Origin of the sequence: Kerstersia gyiorum, from assembly GCF_004216755.1 — a bacterium.
GTDB classification, from domain to species: Bacteria; Pseudomonadota; Gammaproteobacteria; order Burkholderiales; family Burkholderiaceae_B; genus Kerstersia; species Kerstersia gyiorum.
Genome location: NZ_SGWZ01000006.1, coordinates 156,090 through 173,877, shown reverse-complemented (window position 1 = coordinate 173,877; position 17,788 = coordinate 156,090). Strand labels below are relative to the sequence as shown.

Genomic DNA, 17,788 nt, shown 5'->3' with positions numbered 1-17,788 from the left:
CCCGTCTGTGCGGGGCTTGGCCGGTACTGCGGGGCTCAGTCCGAGAGGGCTCGGGTCTGGTCCCAGGCGGCGCGGATGCCCGCGGCCAGGGCGCCATGTTCCATGGTCAGCGCAAGGGTACTGGCCTTGTGTTCCAGCGCGAAGCGTTTTTCCGATTCGCTCCAGGCCGGCAGAACCCAGTCCTTGCCGGCCGCGTTGGCGGCCTGGGCGATGCGCAGCAGGTCGGCGAAGTCTTCAGGCGTACGCTTGTAGGCGCCGCGCCCGCGCAGCAGCGATAGGTCGGTGGGGCCGATGAACACACCATCGACGCAGTCCAGCGCCAGGATCGCCTCGACGTCGTCCAGGGCGGTATGGTCTTCGATCATGGGATAGCAGCGCGTGATGCGGTCCTGCTGTGCGACCCATTCGTCGGTGGGCGCCTGGTAGCTGACCGTGCGCCCGCCGGCGAAACTGCGGTTGCCCAGCGGCGGGAACTTGGCATGGGCGCAGACCCGGCGGGCATGTTCCACGCTTTCGATGTGTGGAATGACCACGGCGTTGGCGCCGAAGTCCAGGGCCTGCTGGATCGGGCTGCGTTCTGGCGCGAGGACCTTGGCCAGCACCTGGAAGCCCAGGCGCTTGAGCAGAGGAATGAAGCGTTCGAGGTCGGCCAGGTCGAAAGCGCCATGCTCGATGTCCAGGACAATGCTCTGGTAGCCGATGCCAGCGGCGATTTCAGCGGCGGCCACGTTCGGGCTGGATAGCCAGAGTGCGTAGCGAGGGTTGTGTTCAGGCTGCGACATGCTTGGTCTCCAGCTGGTACAGGTCGCCGCGCCGGTTGGGCAGGCAGGGCATTTCTTCACGGACTTTCTGCAGGAAATCGAAGTCCAGGTCGGCGACGGCGATGCTGGTGGTGTCCTGCGCTACGGCCTGCACCGTGCCCCAGGGGTCGATGATCATGCTGCGGCCGTTGCAGGCGCCGTTGGGCAGGTACTTGCCGATCTGGCCAGCTGCCACGACGTAGCACTGGTTTTCGATGGCGCGTGCGCGCAGCAGCACTTCCCAGTGGTCGCGCCCCGTGTAGAGATTGAAGGCGGCGGGAATGAACAGGATCTTGGCGCCGGCCAGGGTTTGCAGCCGGAACAGCTCGGGAAAGCGCATGTCGTAGCAGATCGACAACCCGGCGGTAATGCCTTCGATGTCGGTCGTCACGATTTCCTTGCCGGGCCGCACCGTTGCCGACTCCAGGTAGGTCACGCGGCCAGGCAGGTCCACGTCGTACAGGTGCAGCTTGGTATAGCGCGCCGCAATGGCGCCATTGCGGTCGAACAGCAGCGAGGTATTGGCGCAGCGTCCGCCCTGGGGGTCGATTTCACGCATGGAGCCCAGCAGCACCCACATGCCATGTTCCCTGGCCTTGGCGGCAATGCGCTCGGAGGTCGGGCCGGGGATGGTTTCCGCCGTCGCCAGGGCGCCGTCGTTGGGGCCCATGTAATCGGTGTACTCGGGCAGGACGGCAATATCCACGCCACGCGCCGCCGCCTGGTCCAGCAGATCCAGCGCGGTCGCGATATTCGCAGGCTTGTCCTCTCTTGAATTCAATTGGCAGACAGCGACTCTCATAGGTTCTCCTCTCTAATGGATGCGTCATGTATACACAGTGTATTCTTGGGGTGTCCGGAAAACAAGCGGTTTGTGTTAAAACAGCAGCCGTATCTAAACCACAGTGGAATTCGGGCCAGACATGCGTAGCGAGCCTGTAAAGGATGGCGGTCGGGGGCTTGCGCGAGGCAAGCCGTCCGCCAAGGAGCAGGTGTATCTGTACGTGCGTGATCTCATCATGCGCGGCGAGGTGCCGGGAGGCGCCTTCATCGAGGAAGAACAGATTACGGAAGCCACGGGTGTGTCTCGCACGCCGGTGCGCGAGGCCTTTCTGCGCCTGGAGGCCGAGCGCTTCCTGGACCTGATCCCGCGCCGGGGGGCGCAGGTGCGTCAGATCACGGCCCAGGAATTGATGAATGTCTACGAAGCGCGGCGCGTCATCGAAGTACACGTGGCGCGCCGGGTCTGTGACGAGCGCCTGGAAGTGCCGCCGGCGATGACCACGCTGATGCGCGGCATGGAGGAAGTGGCGGGGGCCAATGGCCAGGACCTGGACTATGCCCGCCACATCGAACTGGACGTGATGTTCCATCGCGCCCTGGTGGCAGCTGCCGGCAATGACGTGCTGCTGGAAGTCTATGACGCGCTGCAGGTGCGCAAGATGCGCGTCGCCTATACCGCGTTGCGGGTCGGGCCGGCGCGCATGGCGCTGATCATGTCGCAGCACCAGGCGCTGCTCGATGCCTTGCATGCACATGATGCGGACGCCGCCGCCGCCGTGCTCGAAGAGCACTTGAAGCCAGTGGTGGAAGTGATTTCCCTGTTGCCCAGCCGCTGAGCCGCCGTTCTTTTTGCGGGGGCGCGGGAATGCCCCTGCTGATATATCGGGATTTGCCTATAATGGCTTGTTTTGAATGAGAAAAAAGCCATGACCAGTTTGCCTCCCTGTCCGCAGTGCCAGTCTGAATACGTTTACGCCGATGGCGAGCTGCTGGTTTGCCCCGAATGCGCCCATGAATGGTCGGCCCAGGCGGCCGCCGAGCCCGACGCGGAGCAGGCGCGTGTCGTCAAGGACGCGGTGGGCAATGTGCTGCAAGACGGCGACACCGTGGCCGTGATCAAGGACCTGAAGATCAAGGGGTCTTCGCAGGTCGTGAAAATGGGCACGAAAGCCCGCAACATCCGTCTGGTGGACGGTGATCACGACATCGACTGCAAGCTCGACGGGATCGGCAGCATGCAGCTCAAGTCGGAATTCGTGAAGAAGGTTTGATGGCAGCGGCCGGCGCCGCGCGGGCACCGGCCATGGCAGGCCTTACATCTTGCACTCGCCGGTCGGTGCCGGCACGATGTCGGGGCCGAAGGCCTGCTTGACGACCGGGCGCAGCTTGCCGTCGACGGCTTCCACCTGGCCGATGTAGGTCGGCAGCACCAGCTGGTTGTCTTCGGCACGCATCGTGGCCGGGCCGTAGATGGTGTCGTAGGTGGCGCCGCGCAGGGCGCGGGATACCTCGCCGGGCTTGGTACTGCCTGCCAGTTTCACGCCTTCGAAGATGGTTTGTACGGCGTTGTAGGCCTGGCCTTCGTTGTCGGTGGGGGCGCGGCCGTATTTCTCCTGGAATTCGGTGACGAATTCATGGTTTCTGGCGGTGTCGATATCAGGGCTGTAGCCGATGTTGCCCCACACGCCCTGGGTGGCGTCGCCCGTGGCGTTGACGACGAAGTTCATGATGTAGGCATGGCCGATGATGCGCTTGTCGGTCAGGCCGAATTCATGGGCCTGCTTGGCGAAGGCGATCAGGTCGCGCCCGACCAGCGCCACCCAGATGCCGTCGATATCCGGCTGGGCCTTGATCTGTGCGATGTAGGGAGCGAAATCCTTGGTACCGACTGGGGGAAAGACGCTGAGCGCTATTTCCTTGCCCAGCCTGGCGGCCGAGTGCTGGAAGTGTTCGGCCGAATCCCTGCCCCAGACGTAGTCCGCGCCTACCACCGCGAATTTCTTTTCCGGCACTTCTTTCAGCCATTCGTCGAACATGGCCAGGTCCATGCTGTCCGAATGGCTGCTGCGGAACATACGCGGCTTGCATGAGTCGCCGGTGATGCGGTCGGCCTTGGACAGGTGCACGACCAGCATGGCATCCCAGCGCTCCAGCCCCTGGCCCACGGCCAGGGTGATGGAAGACGCGATGGGCGCGACCAGCAGGTTATGGCCGTCGCGGGCCAGTTTCTCGGCTGCGCGCCGGCCGGCGTCTGGCGTGCTTTCGTCGTCCGCGATTTTCAGCTCGACGGCGCGGCCGTCTATGCCGCCCTTGCGGTTGGCCTGCTCCACGGCGAATTGCACGGCGCGCTGGACTTCCTCGCCCTGCTGCGAAAACACCCCGGATACCGATGTCACGGTACCGATGCGTATCGGGTCTTTGTCCGCTGCAGCGGCAGACAGGGGAATGATGGCAGCCAGGGCAAGGCTGGCCAGGCGGCGCGGCAGGAAGCGTTGCTGGGTCATGTTTGTCTCCTTGGTTATTGTCGGCCTGGTGCTCAGGCCACTACGTGCTCGCGCAATGCGCGCAAGCTGTCTGCGTCGATCTGGCCGGTGCCGGTGATGGCGCCCTTGGCCATGGCGTAGTAGCGCCGGGCCACGCGCGCCACCAGGCTGAGGTTCTGCTCGATGAGCAGCAGGGCGGTGCCCTGATCGGCCACCAGATTGAAAATGTCGGCCAGCTGATCGACGATGACCGGCGCCAGGCCTTCGGTGGGTTCGTCCAGGACGACCAGCGTCGGGTTGGACATCAGGGCGCGCCCGATGGCCAGCATCTGTTGCTGCCCGCCAGACAGCGCTGTGCCAGGCGTATGGGCGCGCTCACGCAGGATGGGGAACAGCTCGTAGATGCGTGGTACGTTCCAGTGGCCGGCGTGGCCGCAGGCGGCCCCCAGCAGCAGGTTTTCCTCGACGCTCAGATTGGCGACGATGCGCCGGCCCTGCGGCACGACGGCCATGCCCTGCCGGGTTGCCATATAGGGGCGCGGCCGTGCAATGGCCTTGCCGCCGATGTGCATGCTGCCGCCGCGCACGCTGGCCAGCCCGAGCAGCGAATTGACCAGCGTGGTCTTGCCGACGCCGTTGCGGCCGATCAGCGCGACGCGCTCGCCGGCCTGGATTTCCAGCGACAGGCCGTGCAGGATGTGCGCGGCGCCATAATAGGATTGCAGATCCCTGACTTGCAGGACGGTATTCATGCGGCGCTCCCGAGATAGGCTTCGCGTACGCGCGGATGTGCGCGGACCGAGGCCGGCTCGCCGCTGGCGATGACACGGCCGAGTTCAAAGACAGTGACGGCATCGCTGATGCCGAAGACGATGTCCATGTCGTGCTCCACCAGCAGCACCGACACCGACCATTGCTGCGCCAGTGTTTGCAGGTGCTGCGCCAGGTCTTCCGATTCCTGCGCCGACAGGCCGGCCATGGGTTCGTCCAGCAGCAGCAGCGAAGGCTGGCCGACCAGCGCCAGCGCCAGGTCCAGGCGGCGTTGTTCGCCATAGCCCAGTTCCGCGGCAGTCAGCTGCGCCATCGGGCTCAATTCGAGCTGGCGCAGCACTTCTTCGGTGTTGGCTTCGGGGTGCCGGGCGCCGACCTTGCAGGCTGCCAATTCGATCTGGTCATACACGCGCATGTCGGGAAAGATGCTGGTGCGTTGGAAGGACCGGGCCAGGCCGAGCTGGCGGCGTTCGATCACGCCCAGTGCAGTGACGTCCCGGCCGTTGAGCAGGACCTGCCCTCGGGTGGGGCGGCGCCTGCCGGTGATGGCGTCGATCACAGTGGATTTGCCTGCGCCGTTGGGGCCGATCAGGCCGTGGATCTGGCCGCGCGCCACGGCAAAATTCACGCCGTCCACCGCTTTCACGCCGCCGTAGTGCACGGCGATGTCGCGGACTTCAAGGATGTTCTGTTGCATGGCGGGGCCTCTCAGGTACGTTGCGGGCGGCGGCGTTGGCACAGGCGTTGCAAGGCGCCGCCTATGCCTTCGGGCGAAAACACGATGATGAGGATCAGCGCCGTGCCGAATATGGCCAGCCAGTGCTGCGCGTAATCGCCGATCAGGTCGCGCGCCAGGAAGAACACGATGGCGCCCAGCGCTGGCCCCCAGAGCGTGCGAAAGCCGCCGATGATGACCATCATCAGCGCCGAGCCGGAGACGCTCCAGTGCAGGCTTTCCGGAGAAATGAAGCCGGTATTCAGTACCGACAGCAGGCCCGCCAGGCTGGTGACCAGCGCCGATAGCGTGAAAATGGCGACACGCGGCATCAGCGTGCGGATCCCGATGAAGCGCGCCCGCTCCTCGTTGTCGCGCACGGCTTCGGTCACGCGGCCGAAGCGGGTCGACAGCAGCGCGGCCAGGCCGGCGATGCACAGCACCAGCAGGGTCCAGCTGATGGAAAACAGCACGTCCTGGCGCTGGATGAGCGCTATCGGCACGCCGAACAGGCGCGCCGGCCAGTCCAGGTACATGCCGTCGGCGCCGCCGGTCAGCGAGCGCGATGTCGACGCCAGCTGGAAGAACATCTGGCCGACGGCCAGTGTCAGCATGCCGAAGGCAATGCCGGGCACGCGCACGATGACCAGCCCCAGCAGGCAGGAAAACAGCGCCATGATGAGGAGGGTCAGGAGGACGACGGCTTCGGCCGGTACGGCATGCTGCATCAGGATGGCGGCAACATAGCCAGCCAGCCCGTAGAAGGCGGCATGGCCGAAGCTCACCATGCCGTTCTGGCGCAGCAGCAGGCCGACGCCAAGCGCGAAGATGGCAAAGATGGTGGCCTGCGTCAGCAAGGACAGCAGCATGGCGGATTGCACCTGTGTGGCAACCAGCAGGCCGGCAGCCAGCGCCGCCAGGGTGCGCAGCAGCAGTGTGGCAGGGGCCAGGGCACGGGGCTTCAATGGGGTCAGGGATGTCATGTGCGGTTCCCGGCCAGTCCGGCGGGCCTCCAGAGCAGTACGGCAATCATCAGGATGAAGGGCAGCACGGCAGCCAGTCCGGGCAGGTAGATCGCGCCCAGCGCCTGAATCTGCCCCAGGGCCAGTGCCGCGATGAAGGCGCCCGACAAACTGCCCAGCCCGCCTACCACGACCACGACGAAAGAGTCGATCAGCACGTCGCTGTTCATCGTGGGCGAGAGGGACAGGAAGGGCGCGGCCACCACACCCGCCAGTCCGGCCAGGGCGGTGCCCAGGCCCACGACGAGCGCGCTGAGGCGGTCGGTATTGACGCCCTGCATGGCTGTCGTGGTCGGGTCGGTGCTGGCGGCGCGCACATAGAGGCCGATACGGGAAAAGCGCAGCCAGGCCGCCAGCCCCAGCGCCACGGCCAGGCCCACCACCAGTACGGCGATGCGATAGGCCGGCACCGGCGTGCCGAACAGGCTGACTGATGTGTTCAACAGCGCGGGCGCGGCCAGCGACAGGTTGCTGCGGCCCCATATGGTCTGTACCAGGTCTTCCAGGATCAGCAGCAGGCCGAAGGTCACCAGCACGACGGTGAGCGGGTTGCGGTCCTGCAGCAGGCGGAAGCAGTAGCGGTCCAGCAAGGCGCCCAGGCCCAGCATGATGAGCGGGACGGCAACCAGGGCCAGCCAGAAGCCGCCCTGGCTGGCGATGCTGTAGCCGATATAGGCGCCCAGCATGTAGAGCGAACCGTGGGCGAAATTGACGACCCGGCGCAAGCCGTAGATCAGCGCCAGCCCGGAGGACATGACGATCAGCAGCGCGCCATAGACCAGTCCGTTGAATAGATTGATGCTTGTCATCCGCAAAGTCTCCTCTTGTATGTATTGGTTGCGGAACGGAGGGGGCTCAGCCGGCGCCGCTGTCCGTCTGGCAGGACGGCAGCTCGGCGCGGCGCAGCAGGCGGTTCTCCTGGGCCACGATGAGGTGGCCGGAAGCCTGCAGGTAGGCGGGGAAATCCGGGTCGCTGTCACGTGCCTGGCTGCGGCGCTCGTAGTCGGCCAGGTCCTCGTAGGCCCACAGGTGCACCACCTGGTTCAGCGCGCCTACGTGGCTGGTGTAAAAGCCAATGGGCTGGCCCAGCGTGCGCTGGAGCACCGGCATGGCGAGGCGGTCGAAAACCTCCAGGAACTCCGCCATCTTGCGCGGTGCGATGGTGTAGGTGCGATGGTCGATCAGGGGCTTGCGGTTCATGGCTGGCTCCGTGCGGTGGATGGGGTTTGCCGGGCGATATGGCGGCCCGTGATGTAGCCGAAGGTCAGGATGGGGCCGAGCGTGATGCCGGCGCCCGGATAGGTGCCACCCATGACGCTGGCGCGGTCGTTGCCCACGGCATAGAGGCCGGGAATGATGCTGTTGTCCGGTCGCAGGACTTCACCCGTGACGGCGGTACGGATGCCGTCGAACGTGCCGAGATCACCCATGATGACGCGCAGCGCATAGAAGGGGCTATCCTGTATCGGGGCCACGCAGGGGTTGGGCTGGTGTTCCGGGTCTGCCAGGTAGCGGTTGAAACTGGTGCTGCCACGGCCGAATTGGCGGTCTTCGCCGTGGACGGCGCCCTGGTTGTATTCACGTACGGTGGCCTCCAGCCCGGCAGCATCAATGCCGGTGTTGCGGGCCAGTTCCGCCAGGGTCTTGCCGCTCGTCAGGTAGCCGCTGCGCAGATGCGGCCCCAGCGGCAGGGGGGCGGGCTTGGCGTAGCCCAGTCCGTACCGGGCAATGGCTGTCCGGTCGCAGACCAGCCACATTTCGGTTTCCTGGGCGCTGCTGCAGGCTTCGATCATGGCGGCCCCGACATCGTGGTAGGACTCGGATTCATTGGTGAAGCGCCGGCCTGCGCGGGTGACGCCGATGATGCCCGGCTTGTAGCGGTCCAGCAGATGGGGAAACACGCCGTGGCGACCGCCGCCGAGCGGGACGCGTGAGACGGGCATCCAGGCGGCCGGCGCGGGAAAGCGGATGTCCACGATGCCGCCGGCCTGTTCCGCCAGCCGGCCGCCGTCGCCAGTGTTGTCGCTGGGGCCGGGGGACAGGTGCGTGCCGCCGCGCCTGACATGGGGAAAGGCCTGGCGCAGGCGTTCCTGGTCATGCGGAAAACCGCCGCAGGCCAGGACCACGCCCCGGCTGGCTTCGATGCGCAGGCGGCCCGCCGGGGCATCGGCGAGGGCGCCGGTGATGCGTTCGCCATCGCGCAGCAGTTCGCGTACCTGGGTCGAGGTATGGATGGCGATGCCCTGGTCCAGCGCACTCTTGGCCAGCCGCGCCGCCAGCGCATTGCCGCTGGTGACCTGTATGCCGCGCCGGTAGCGCAGCAGCTCCAGCAGGTGGCGCGCCAGCCGGCGGGCGACATAGCTGAACGATGTCAGTGATTTCGTCGCGCGGAAGAAATGCTTCAGGTCGGCGTTCGATGAGTTGAACATCATCCCCATGAAGGTGATGGTTTCCAGTGGCGGCCGCAGGCGCGCCATATCCTGGCCCAGCGCGCGGATATCGAAGGGCGCGGCGAGGATGGAGCGGCCCACGTCCACGCCGCCGGGCGCGGTGGGGTGATAGTCGGGATACAGCGTGGGCACGAAGCGCACCGAGGTTTCCCGGGTGAAGAAATCGACCATGTCCGGGCCGTTGTCCAGGAAGGCCTGGACGGCTTCGGCGTCGTAGTGCTGGCCGATCTCGTGGCGCAGGTAGGTTTCAGCGGCGCTGCGGCTATCCTGGGCGCCGGCTTCGCGTGAAATGCGGTTGCCGGGAATCCACAGCACGCCGCCGGAAAAGGCCGTGGTGCCGCCAAATACCGGCGCCTTTTCGACGATGACGACATCCAGGCCGTGCTTGCTGGCGACGATGGCGGTGGACATGCCGCCCGCACCGGCGCCGACAACCAGCAGGTCGCAGCGGATGAGGGTTTCCTGTTGGGATGGGGTCATGCAAAGAATCTCCTTGTGGTGCGCGGATCCGTGACTGGCCGCGCGCCAGCATGATTGGGGCTCAGGCGGCCTGGGTGGCGCCGCCGTGGTTGAAGCCCGGACGCGGCACCATGTCCATCAGCATTGAGGACATGCCGCCATCGACCATCAGTTCCGCACCATTGACATAACCCGCGCGGGGGCTGGCAAGGAACAGCACGGCGTTGGCGATATCCTCGGGTTCGCCCACGCGGCGGCTGGCCGTCATGGCGGCCCTGGCGGCTTCCACGCCGGGCTGGGCATAGAACGTGGCGGACAGCGGGGTGCGGATCATGCCCGGGCAGATGGCATTGCTGCGAATGCCCGATTGCCCCCATTCGGCGGCCAATTGGCGCGACAGCAGCAGGATGCCGGCCTTGCTGGCGCTGTAGGCGCCGCTGCGGGTCTGCGGAAAACGGGCGGCGATGGAAGCAATGTTGACGATGCTGCCGTCGCCCTGCTTGCGCAGTTGCGGGGCGAAGGCGCGGGCGCACAGCAAATAGCCGGTGAGATTGACGGCGAGGATCTGGTTCCATTCTTCCAGGCTGACGTCGGCCAGCGCCGAAGAGCGCAGCAGCCCGGCGTTGTTCACGAGGATGCTGGCTGCGCCCAGGTTGGCCTGCACATGTTGAGCGGCATCGCGGGTCGAGGTTTCGCTGGCGGTGTCGCAGGCCACGGCCATGGCCTGCCCGCCGCGCAACGCCAGGCTGTCGGCCAGGCGTTGCGCGGCCGGAATGTCCCGGTCCAGCAGCGCGACGCTGGCGCCCGCCTGCGACAGGCTGCTGGCAATGGCGGCGCCTATGCCGCTGGCCGCGCCGGTGACAACCGCGACGCGACCGCGCAGCGCCAGCCAGTCTTCTACTGAATTGCGGGGAAGAGGGGAAACCATGGGGGCTCCTGGCAAGGGAAAAGAGAGGAACAGAAGGCCGGGGAAGGCGCGCTGCGCTGCCTGCGGGTCAGGGGGGCGGCGTGCCGTTCTCTGGGCTGATGGGGCGGATTGTGGGCGGGTTCGCACAACGGCGGGGTTGCGATTCCTGCAAAGGACAGGACGAATCGTGCATTTGCTCGGCTTCTAGGGATATCACCTAGTGACGATTCCGGCGCCGAAATGGATATTTCGTGCATATCAGGGAGCACATCCATGGGACTGCTGCGGTCCATACCGAACTACGCGCTATATGGCGACCAGGCCCCCGAGGTCTGGGATACCCTCTTTGATTTTGAATGGATTCCTCAACGGTCCGGGCTCTACAACTGGAATATTCAGCCGCACCTGCATGACGGCTGCGTGCAGATCCTGCTGGTGACGGCCGGTGGCGGAGAGGTATTGCTGGACGAAAAGCGCTGGCAGGCCCAGGCACCTTGCCTGATCGTGGCACCCGCACGGATCGTGCATGGTTTTCAGTGGGCGCCACCCGTGGATGGTGCGGTCATCACGGCGGCGCAGGGGCCGCTGGAATCCTTGGCGCAGATCATCATGCCGGAGCTGCTGGAGGTGTTGCATACGCCGCTGGTGATGAACTTCCCGCGTGATACGCCGCATGCCGATGCGCTGATGCCGCTGATTCTGGCGATTCAGCGGGAATGGCGCGTGCCGGCGCTGGGGCAGCGCGCAGCCAGTCTGTCGCTGTTGACGGCATTGCTGGTGCAGGTCGCGCGCATCACCCAGGCGCCGGTGGTCAAGCCCGAATCATTTTCGCCGCGCAAGGCGGCGCATCTGGAACGTTTCCGGGCGCAGGTCGAAGCCTGGTTCAAGACCCATCGGCCCCTGGCGGATTACGCCAATGAACTGGGGCTGACGGTTGGCCAGTTGACGCGCATCTGCCGCGAGGCGCTGGGCATGTCGGCGTTGGCGGTCATCCAGGCGCGCCTTCTGCACGAGGCCAAGCGCAATCTGGTCTACACCATGGGAAGCATCAAGCAGATATCCACCGCCCTGGGCTTCCAGGACGAGGCGTACTTCGGGCGCTTTTTCCGCAAGCACGCGGGCACCAGCCCCAGCGCCTTCAGGAAGCAGGCGCTGAGCCAGATACGGGAGGTGGCCTTGCCGCCAGACGCGGCGCCGGAAGCGCGCCGCAGGGCGGAAGGGGTCAGTTGAGGACGGGGTGGCCGGCCTGGCGGTTGGAGCTGCCCGCCAGCATGGAAACTCCGCCGGAGGCGGCCATTTCGGCAGCGGCTTCCAGCAGGGCCGGGCCCAGTTCCAGCATGCGCTCGGGCGTCATGCGCGAGGCCGGGCCAGCGATGCTGATAGTGCCGGTGGCCGGCTGGTTGGCACGCCGGATGGGGGCGGCCATGGCTGCCATGCCCGCCATGAACGTGTCGGTGGTCATGCTGAAGCCGCGCGTGCGGGCGGCTTCCAGGCAGGCCAGCAGTTCATGTACGGTCTGCGGCGCATTGGGGCCGTAATCTTCGCGCTTGCCGAAGCCCTGGCGCGCCACCATTTCGATGGCGCGTTCGTCGGGCAGCGTCAGCAGCCATGCATGGCCGGAAGCGGAACAGGAAAGCCGGGCTTCCATGCCCATTTCCGGGTCATAGCGCAGGCCGGTGCGGGCGCCCTGGGCGCGCGCCAGCCAGGCAATGCTCTCGCCGTCGATCACGCCCAGACGCACGAATTCTCCGGACAGTTCGGCGAGCCGGTCGAGGATGGGCTGGGCGATATCCTGTACGCCGGTATTGGAAAGAAAACTCATGCCCAGTGAGGCCAGCTTGGTGGTCAGGACGTAATCGCCATGGGCGCGTACCTGGCGCACGTAGCCGCAATCCGATAGCTCGGCGAGCAGGCGGTGGGCGGCGCTGCGGGGGATCTGCAGGGTGTCGGCGATGGTCGCCAGCGGCAGTCCTTCCGGATGGCTGGTCAGGTATTCGAGTACATGAAGGGTGCGGGAAGCTGGGCCGGCCATAGGTGAACAGGTGTCGTCAGTGCGGTTTGAATAATTATTGCAACAGGACCAACGGAATGGACGGATCCATCCCTGTTATATCCGTATGAATGCATGAATAGTTCTAATCGTAGCTTGTCTGCGGCAGAAGCGCGAATACTGTCTTCCACAGTGTCTACGGAGGCAGGCCCGGGAAAAGCCGCCTGCTGGCACCGGATAGGCGCAGCAGGCCGTCAGGATGCATTTTTTGGAATCTGATTCCAAAAAATATTTTTTATGAATATAATTCCAGCAAAAGGATGCTCGACCATTGCCTGTTGTCTGGTCCTGCAGCCATGGCTGCGGTGCGGCGGAGGCGGCGGTGTCCGATGGACAGGCATGGGCGCAGGCAAGGAGACAGGCCGTGTGCATGCCTATTGGCTGACGGCGCCAGACGCCGCCCATAACCGAGACACAGAAATTCCATGAGCCAGAATAGCCAGAGTTTTACCCTGAACGGCGCGACGCGCGTTATCGCCATCGTTGGCGATCCCATCGCGCAGGTCAAATCGCCCGCCGGCGTGACTGCCATGTTGCAGGAGCAGGGCCACAACGCCATCGTCGTGCCGGTGCACGTCAAGCCGGAACAGCTGGGTGACTTCATGCGCGCCGCGGAGATCGTGCGTAACCTGGATGGCATCATTGTGACCATCCCGCACAAGTTTTCCATGCGCGGCTATTGCCGCACCGCCACCGAGCGCGCAGATTTCCTGGGGGCAGTGAATACCCTGCGCCGCAATGCCGATGATTCCTGGGATGGCGACATGTTCGACGGTGAAGGCATGGTGGGCGGCATCCGTCTCCATGGTGGCAACCCGACGGCCCAGCGCTGCTTGCTGGTTGGGGCTGGCGGCGCGGGCACTGCCATTGCGTTCGAACTGCTGGTGCAGGGGGCGAGCTACCTGGCAATCCATGATGCTGATACGCGCCGCCGCGACGACTTGATCGCGCGCCTGCAGGCCCGTTACGGCGACAAGGTCGGCGTCGGTTCGGATGACCCGACCGGGTTCGGCATGGTCGTGAACGCCACGCCCATGGGCATGAACCCCGCTGACCCCATGCCGGTCCAGGTCGGCAAACTGGACCCGGCGGCATTTGCCGCCTGCCCGATCACTTCGCCGGCGGTGTCGCCGTGGATCCAGGCGGCGCGTGAGCGCGGCTGCAAGACCAGCGTGGGGGCCGATATGTTCAATTCAGAACTCAAGCTGATGGTCGATTTTCTGGCAGCGCGCCTGCGTTGAACCAGGATGCCGGGCCTGCATGGCAGTCCGGCGCCAGACGAACAAGCACAACAGCCTGGCAGGCATTCATGAGAACGGGCGCGGCAGACATGCCGCGCGCGCAGGGCGGCTGCGCGCTTTTGCAAGCGGCGGTGCCAGGGTAAGGAGGAAGGCATGGCAAGGAAGAATCTGGCGGTAATCGGCGCAGGCGCGATCGGCCGCATCCATATCGAGGCGGCTTTGCGCAGCGCGCAGTGGCGGCTGTCGGCCGTCGTGGACCCCACCGATGCCGGACGGGCGCAGGCAGAGCAGGCCGGCGCCGCCTGGTACGCGGATATCGACGCCATGTATGCGGCGCAGCGCCCGGATGGCGTGATCGTCGCGACGCCCAACCATACCCATGTGAGCCTGGGGGTGAGCTGCCTGGAGCGCGGCAGCGCCGTGCTGGTGGAAAAACCCATTGCCGACAGCGTGGCGGAAGCGCGCCAGCTGTGTGATGCCGCGCAGCGTCTGGGCCAGGCCCTGCTGGTGGGTCATCAGCGTCGCCACAACGTCATTTTGCGCCAGGCGCGCGCGATTGTGGCTTCCGGCCGGCTGGGCCGGATCGTGGCGGCCAACGGCATGGCCGCATTCATGAAGCCGGACAGCTATTTCGAGGCCGCCTGGCGGCGCGAGCCCGGCGGCGGCCCGATCCTGATCAACATGATCCATGACATCGACCTGCTGCGCTTTCTGCTCGGGGAGGTGCTCAGCGTGCAGGCCGTCAGCGCCAACACGGTGCGCGGCCATGCCGTCGAAGATACCGCCGCCGTGGTGCTGTCCTTCGCCAGCGGCGCGCTGGCCACCCTGACGGTGTCCGATACGGCGGCCTCGCCTTGGTGCTGGGACATGGCGGCCGGCGAAGCCGAACACTATCCGCGCCAGAACGTGAATTCGCATTATCTGGTCGGCACGCAGGCATCGCTGACACTGCCCCTGCTGGAAGTCTGGGAATACCGTGGCCAGCCGGGCTGGCATGCTCCCTTGACCATGGAGCGCACGGCCCCTCATCTGGGCCATCCCTATGACGAGCAATTGCGGCATTTCGCCGCCGTGGTCGATGGCAGGGAAATGCCGGTGTGCAGCGGCGAGGACGGCTTGCGTACCTTGCAGGCGACGCTGGCGGTCGGGCAGGCGGCGGCCAGCGGCGCCCGGGTGGAACTGGAGTAGATGGCAATGGTGGAAACGGCGGTGGCGCGGCAGGAATTCGATGTGGTCGTAGTGGGCTCGGGCGCCGGCGGCCTGGCCGCAGCAGTGACGGCGGCCGAGCTGGGCCTGAGCGTGCTGGTACTCGAAAAACACCGGCAATTCGGTGGCACGACGGCCTGGTCCGGCGGCTGGATGTGGGTGCCGCGCAATCCGCTGGCCGTGCGCGCCGGCATTGTCGAAGACATCGAAGGGCCGCGCCGCTATCTGCGCAATGAGCTGGGCGAGTACTACGACGAACCGCGGGTTGAAGCTTTCCTGCGCCATGCGCCCGCCATGGTGTCATTCTTCGAACAGAAAACGGCCTTGCAGTTCATTGCTGGCAATACCATTCCGGATTTCCACGGCAAGCAGGCGGGTGCCGTGACCGGGGGGCGCTCGGTATGCGCCGCGCCCTTCGATGGCCGGGCCCTGGGGCGCCGGCTGGCCGACATGCGCGAGCCGCTGGAACTGATCGCGCCCTGGCGCATGGGCATTGCTTCTGGCGCCGACCTGGGCCATTTCATGAATGCCATGCGCTCGGCGCGTTCCTTTGCCCACGTTACGCGCCGCGTGCTGCGCCATTTCTGGGAACGTGCGACGCAAGGGCGCGGCATGCACCTGGTCAATGGCAATGCGCTGGTGGCCGGGTTGGCCAAGTCGGCCTTCGACCGCAAGGTGGATATCCGCGTGGCGACCCCGGTGGTCGGCCTTTTGCGGACCGATGACGGCCGGGTGGCCGGCGTCCGGGTGCGAGGGGCGGATGGCCGCGAAACCGAAATCGGTGCGCGCCGGGGCGTGGTGCTGGCCTGTGGCGGTTTTCCGCATGATGTCGAGCGCAAGCAGGCCTTGTTCGCCCATGCGCCGACCGGCCGGGAACACTGGTCCGCCGCACCACCGTCCAATACCGGCGACGGCCTGCGCCTGGGTGAATCCGTTGGCGCAGGGGTCGATGCCGGGCTGTACCGCCCGGCGGGCTGGGCACCGGTGTCGCTGGTCCCCGGCGCGCAGGGCGAATCCAATAACTATCCTCACTTGATCGAACGGGCCAAGCCCGGCGTCATGGCGGTCACGCAGGCCGGGCAGCGCTTCGTCAATGAAGCCGATTCCTACTATGACTTCATGGAAGGACTGTTCCAGCATTTCAAGCCCGGGCAACCGGCGCATGCGTGGCTGGTCTGCGATCACCGCTTCCTGCGGCGCTACGGGCTGGGCGCAGTACGTCCTGCGCCCATGCCCTATCGTTGGGCATTGCGTTCCGGCTACCTGAAGCAAGGCCGCACGCTGGCCGATCTGGCGCAGCGGTGCGGTATCGAGGCGGGGGCGCTGGAAGCGTCTGCCGCGCGCTACAACGAAGATGCCAGGCAGGGTGTGGATACTGCCTTCGGCCGCGGCGATACGCCCTACAACCGGGTACAGGGCGACGCCGAATGCAAGCCCAATCCCTGTATGGCGCCCATCGAGCAGGGGCCGTTCTATGCGGTCCGGCTCGTGCCGGGCAGCCTGGGGACTTTCGCCGGGTTGCGTGCCAACGAGCACGCGCAAGTGTTGGATCAGGCGGGCAATCCGATTGCCGGCCTGTATGCCTGTGGCGCGGATATGAGCAGCGTGATGGGCGGCCGTTATCCCAGTGGAGGTATTACGCTGGGGCCGGCGATGACGTTCGGCTATATCGCCGGACATCATATGGCAGGCAAGCAGCCTGCTGCGGTTTGAGGCCGCGCTTTTTCCTGGCGCGGATTGAATGAATACGGCCGGCGGGGTGGCGTACCGTCACCGGGCCGGCAGTGACAAGGAGAGTGATGATGTTCTATGAACTGGCAAAGATCACCGTGCGCTTCGGCACGGCAGCCAAGGCGGCCGAAGGCATACAGGCCTATGTGAATGCACCTGGCGCGCGCGGCACGCTGCATGGCGTGTGGTTTTCGGATATCGGCGACCTGAACCAGATCGCCATCCTGCGCAGCTTCGACACGGCAGAAGACCTGCTGGCCGAGCGCCAGCGCGGCCTGGAAAGCGATAACCCCTTTGGTGCCGCCGAACTCATGGTCAAGCTCGAATGGGAAAGCTACAAGGGCTTCCCCTGGCTGTCCGCGCCCGAAGCCGGCGCCTATGGCGGCGTGTACGAGATCCGCACCTACAAGTTCAAGACCGGCGGCCTGCCGCATACCCTGGCCGCCTGGGAAGGCGCCCTGCCGGCGCGCGCCGAAGTGTCGCCCTGCCTGGCGGCCATGTACGCGCTGGATGGTGAGCCGCGCTTCACCCAGGTGTGGCCGTATGCCGACCTGAACGAACGCGCCAAGGCCCGTGCCGATGCGGTCAAGCAAGGCATCTGGCCGCCCAAGGGCGGTCCGGACTGGCTCACGACGGACATGTACTCGCAAGTCTTCGTGCCCATGGCCATTTCGCCGCTGAAGTAAAGCGTATCCGGCACGCCGGAGACGGGGCGCCCCAGGGCGCCTTTTTGCAGCCGGATCGTGGCGGACGCCAAGCCCGGCGCTGGCTATCCCGCGCCGCAGAGCGCGTGCCGGGCCGTGGCGCTGCATTTCCTGGAGGAGATAAGTTTCATGACTGATAACAAGCCTGTGGTTCCCCCTTATTCCCTGGCCCACCTGACGGTCCTGGCCCAGACGCCACCTGAAGTGATCAGCGTGGCGGCCCGGGCCGGCTACGATTTCGCCGGCCTGCGCCTGTTGCCCGCCGCCCCGGGCGGCCCGGCCTATAACCTGATGGAAGATGCAGCCATGCTGCGCGAAACGCTGGCGCGCATGGAAGATACCGGCGTGGGCGTTTTCGACCTGGAAATCATCCGCATCAATGCGGGCTTCCAGCCCGATGCCTATCAGGCGTTCCTGGAAACCGGCGCCAGGCTGGGCGGCAAGGCCATCCTGGTCGGCGTGGACG

Annotated in this window: 18 protein-coding genes and 1 pseudogene; 8 read left to right on the top strand and 11 right to left on the bottom strand. The window is 65.8% G+C overall.

The genetic code is table 11. The features are described 5' to 3' along the window. Positions 1-35 precede the first annotated feature (35 nt). Both EV679_RS15720 and EV679_RS15715 read right to left on the bottom strand, forming a co-directional pair. The gene (locus EV679_RS15720; protein ID WP_068374444.1) at positions 36-782 is read right to left on the bottom strand and encodes an HpcH/HpaI aldolase family protein; all 747 of its coding nucleotides are present in this window, start codon (positions 780-782) and stop codon (positions 36-38) included. Next, entirely contained in the window at positions 769-1,602 is an 834-nt protein-coding gene (locus EV679_RS15715) for a carbon-nitrogen hydrolase family protein (protein ID WP_130487709.1), read from the bottom strand. Before EV679_RS15715 ends, EV679_RS15720 begins: the two co-directional genes overlap by 14 nt. Before the next feature lie 121 nt (positions 1,603-1,723). On the opposite strand from EV679_RS15715, the gene EV679_RS15710 reads away from it, so the two are divergent. Continuing rightward, complete coding sequence (locus EV679_RS15710) at positions 1,724-2,419, top strand: GntR family transcriptional regulator (RefSeq protein ID WP_068374438.1); 696 nt, start codon at positions 1,724-1,726, stop codon at positions 2,417-2,419. A gap of 90 nt (positions 2,420-2,509) precedes the next feature. Then, the gene (locus tag EV679_RS15705; protein WP_068374435.1) at positions 2,510-2,854 is read left to right on the top strand and encodes a zinc ribbon domain-containing protein YjdM; all 345 of its coding nucleotides are present in this window, start codon (positions 2,510-2,512) and stop codon (positions 2,852-2,854) included. 42 nt (positions 2,855-2,896) lie between these two features. Here EV679_RS15705 and EV679_RS15700 read toward each other — a convergent pair whose 3' ends face one another. The 8 genes from EV679_RS15700 to EV679_RS15665 all read right to left on the bottom strand — a co-directional run bounded on the left by EV679_RS15700 (position 2,897) and on the right by EV679_RS15665 (position 10,411). Next, positions 2,897-4,087 (bottom strand): ABC transporter substrate-binding protein, encoded by a 1,191-nt coding sequence (locus EV679_RS15700; RefSeq protein WP_130487708.1) that lies wholly within the window; start codon positions 4,085-4,087, stop codon positions 2,897-2,899. Between the two features lie 32 nt (positions 4,088-4,119). Next, on the bottom strand, positions 4,120-4,818 hold the full coding sequence (locus EV679_RS15695; protein ID WP_130487707.1) for an ABC transporter ATP-binding protein: 699 nt from the start codon (positions 4,816-4,818) through the stop codon (positions 4,120-4,122). Continuing rightward, positions 4,815-5,534 carry an ABC transporter ATP-binding protein gene (locus EV679_RS15690; protein ID WP_068374425.1) on the bottom strand — a complete coding sequence of 240 codons (720 nt, stop codon included), beginning with the start codon at positions 5,532-5,534 and terminating at the stop codon, positions 4,815-4,817. The genes EV679_RS15695 and EV679_RS15690 overlap by 4 nt, the downstream gene beginning before the upstream one ends. Positions 5,535-5,545: 11 nt before the next feature. Continuing rightward, positions 5,546-6,535 (bottom strand): branched-chain amino acid ABC transporter permease, encoded by a 990-nt coding sequence (locus EV679_RS15685; RefSeq protein WP_130487706.1) that lies wholly within the window; start codon positions 6,533-6,535, stop codon positions 5,546-5,548. Beyond that, on the bottom strand, positions 6,532-7,383 hold the full coding sequence (locus EV679_RS15680; RefSeq protein ID WP_068374419.1) for a branched-chain amino acid ABC transporter permease: 852 nt from the start codon (positions 7,381-7,383) through the stop codon (positions 6,532-6,534). The genes EV679_RS15685 and EV679_RS15680 overlap by 4 nt, the downstream gene beginning before the upstream one ends. Positions 7,384-7,429: 46 nt before the next feature. Beyond that, on the bottom strand, positions 7,430-7,774 hold the full coding sequence (locus tag EV679_RS15675) for an NIPSNAP family protein (protein ID WP_068374416.1): 345 nt from the start codon (positions 7,772-7,774) through the stop codon (positions 7,430-7,432). Continuing rightward, the gene (locus EV679_RS15670) at positions 7,771-9,504 is read right to left on the bottom strand and encodes an FAD-dependent oxidoreductase (RefSeq protein WP_130487705.1); all 1,734 of its coding nucleotides are present in this window, start codon (positions 9,502-9,504) and stop codon (positions 7,771-7,773) included. The genes EV679_RS15675 and EV679_RS15670 overlap by 4 nt, the downstream gene beginning before the upstream one ends. A 61-nt stretch (positions 9,505-9,565) precedes the next feature. After that, the gene (locus EV679_RS15665; RefSeq protein WP_127773135.1) at positions 9,566-10,411 is read right to left on the bottom strand and encodes an SDR family NAD(P)-dependent oxidoreductase; all 846 of its coding nucleotides are present in this window, start codon (positions 10,409-10,411) and stop codon (positions 9,566-9,568) included. 252 nt (positions 10,412-10,663) lie between these two features. On the opposite strand from EV679_RS15665, the gene EV679_RS15660 reads away from it, so the two are divergent. Then, positions 10,664-11,620 carry a helix-turn-helix domain-containing protein gene (locus EV679_RS15660; protein ID WP_068374408.1) on the top strand — a complete coding sequence of 319 codons (957 nt, stop codon included), beginning with the start codon at positions 10,664-10,666 and terminating at the stop codon, positions 11,618-11,620. Here the strand turns inward: EV679_RS15660 and EV679_RS15655 are convergent. Further along, on the bottom strand, positions 11,613-12,422 hold the full coding sequence (locus tag EV679_RS15655) for an IclR family transcriptional regulator (RefSeq protein WP_127773136.1): 810 nt from the start codon (positions 12,420-12,422) through the stop codon (positions 11,613-11,615). The two genes, EV679_RS15660 and EV679_RS15655, sit on opposite strands and share 8 nt — an antisense overlap. 443 nt (positions 12,423-12,865) lie before the next feature. Between EV679_RS15655 and EV679_RS15650 the strand changes: the two genes are divergently transcribed. From EV679_RS15650 to EV679_RS15630, 5 genes and pseudogenes are all read left to right on the top strand, one after another. Continuing rightward, complete coding sequence (locus EV679_RS15650; protein WP_068374402.1) at positions 12,866-13,681, top strand: shikimate dehydrogenase family protein; 816 nt, start codon at positions 12,866-12,868, stop codon at positions 13,679-13,681. A 153-nt stretch (positions 13,682-13,834) separates the two neighbouring features. After that, positions 13,835-14,869, top strand: a complete 1,035-nt coding sequence (locus EV679_RS15645; RefSeq protein WP_130487704.1) for a Gfo/Idh/MocA family protein — start codon at positions 13,835-13,837, stop codon at positions 14,867-14,869. Further along, on the top strand, positions 14,870-16,600 hold the full coding sequence (locus EV679_RS15640) for an FAD-dependent oxidoreductase (RefSeq protein ID WP_130487703.1): 1,731 nt from the start codon (positions 14,870-14,872) through the stop codon (positions 16,598-16,600). 86 nt (positions 16,601-16,686) lie between these two features. After that, a complete protein-coding gene (locus EV679_RS15635; RefSeq protein ID WP_068374396.1) occupies positions 16,687-17,304 on the top strand; it encodes an NIPSNAP family protein in 618 nt (205 codons plus the stop codon). A 147-nt stretch (positions 17,305-17,451) separates the two neighbouring features. Beyond that, positions 17,452-17,788, top strand: a pseudogene (locus EV679_RS15630) (sugar phosphate isomerase/epimerase family protein); the annotation flags it as partial.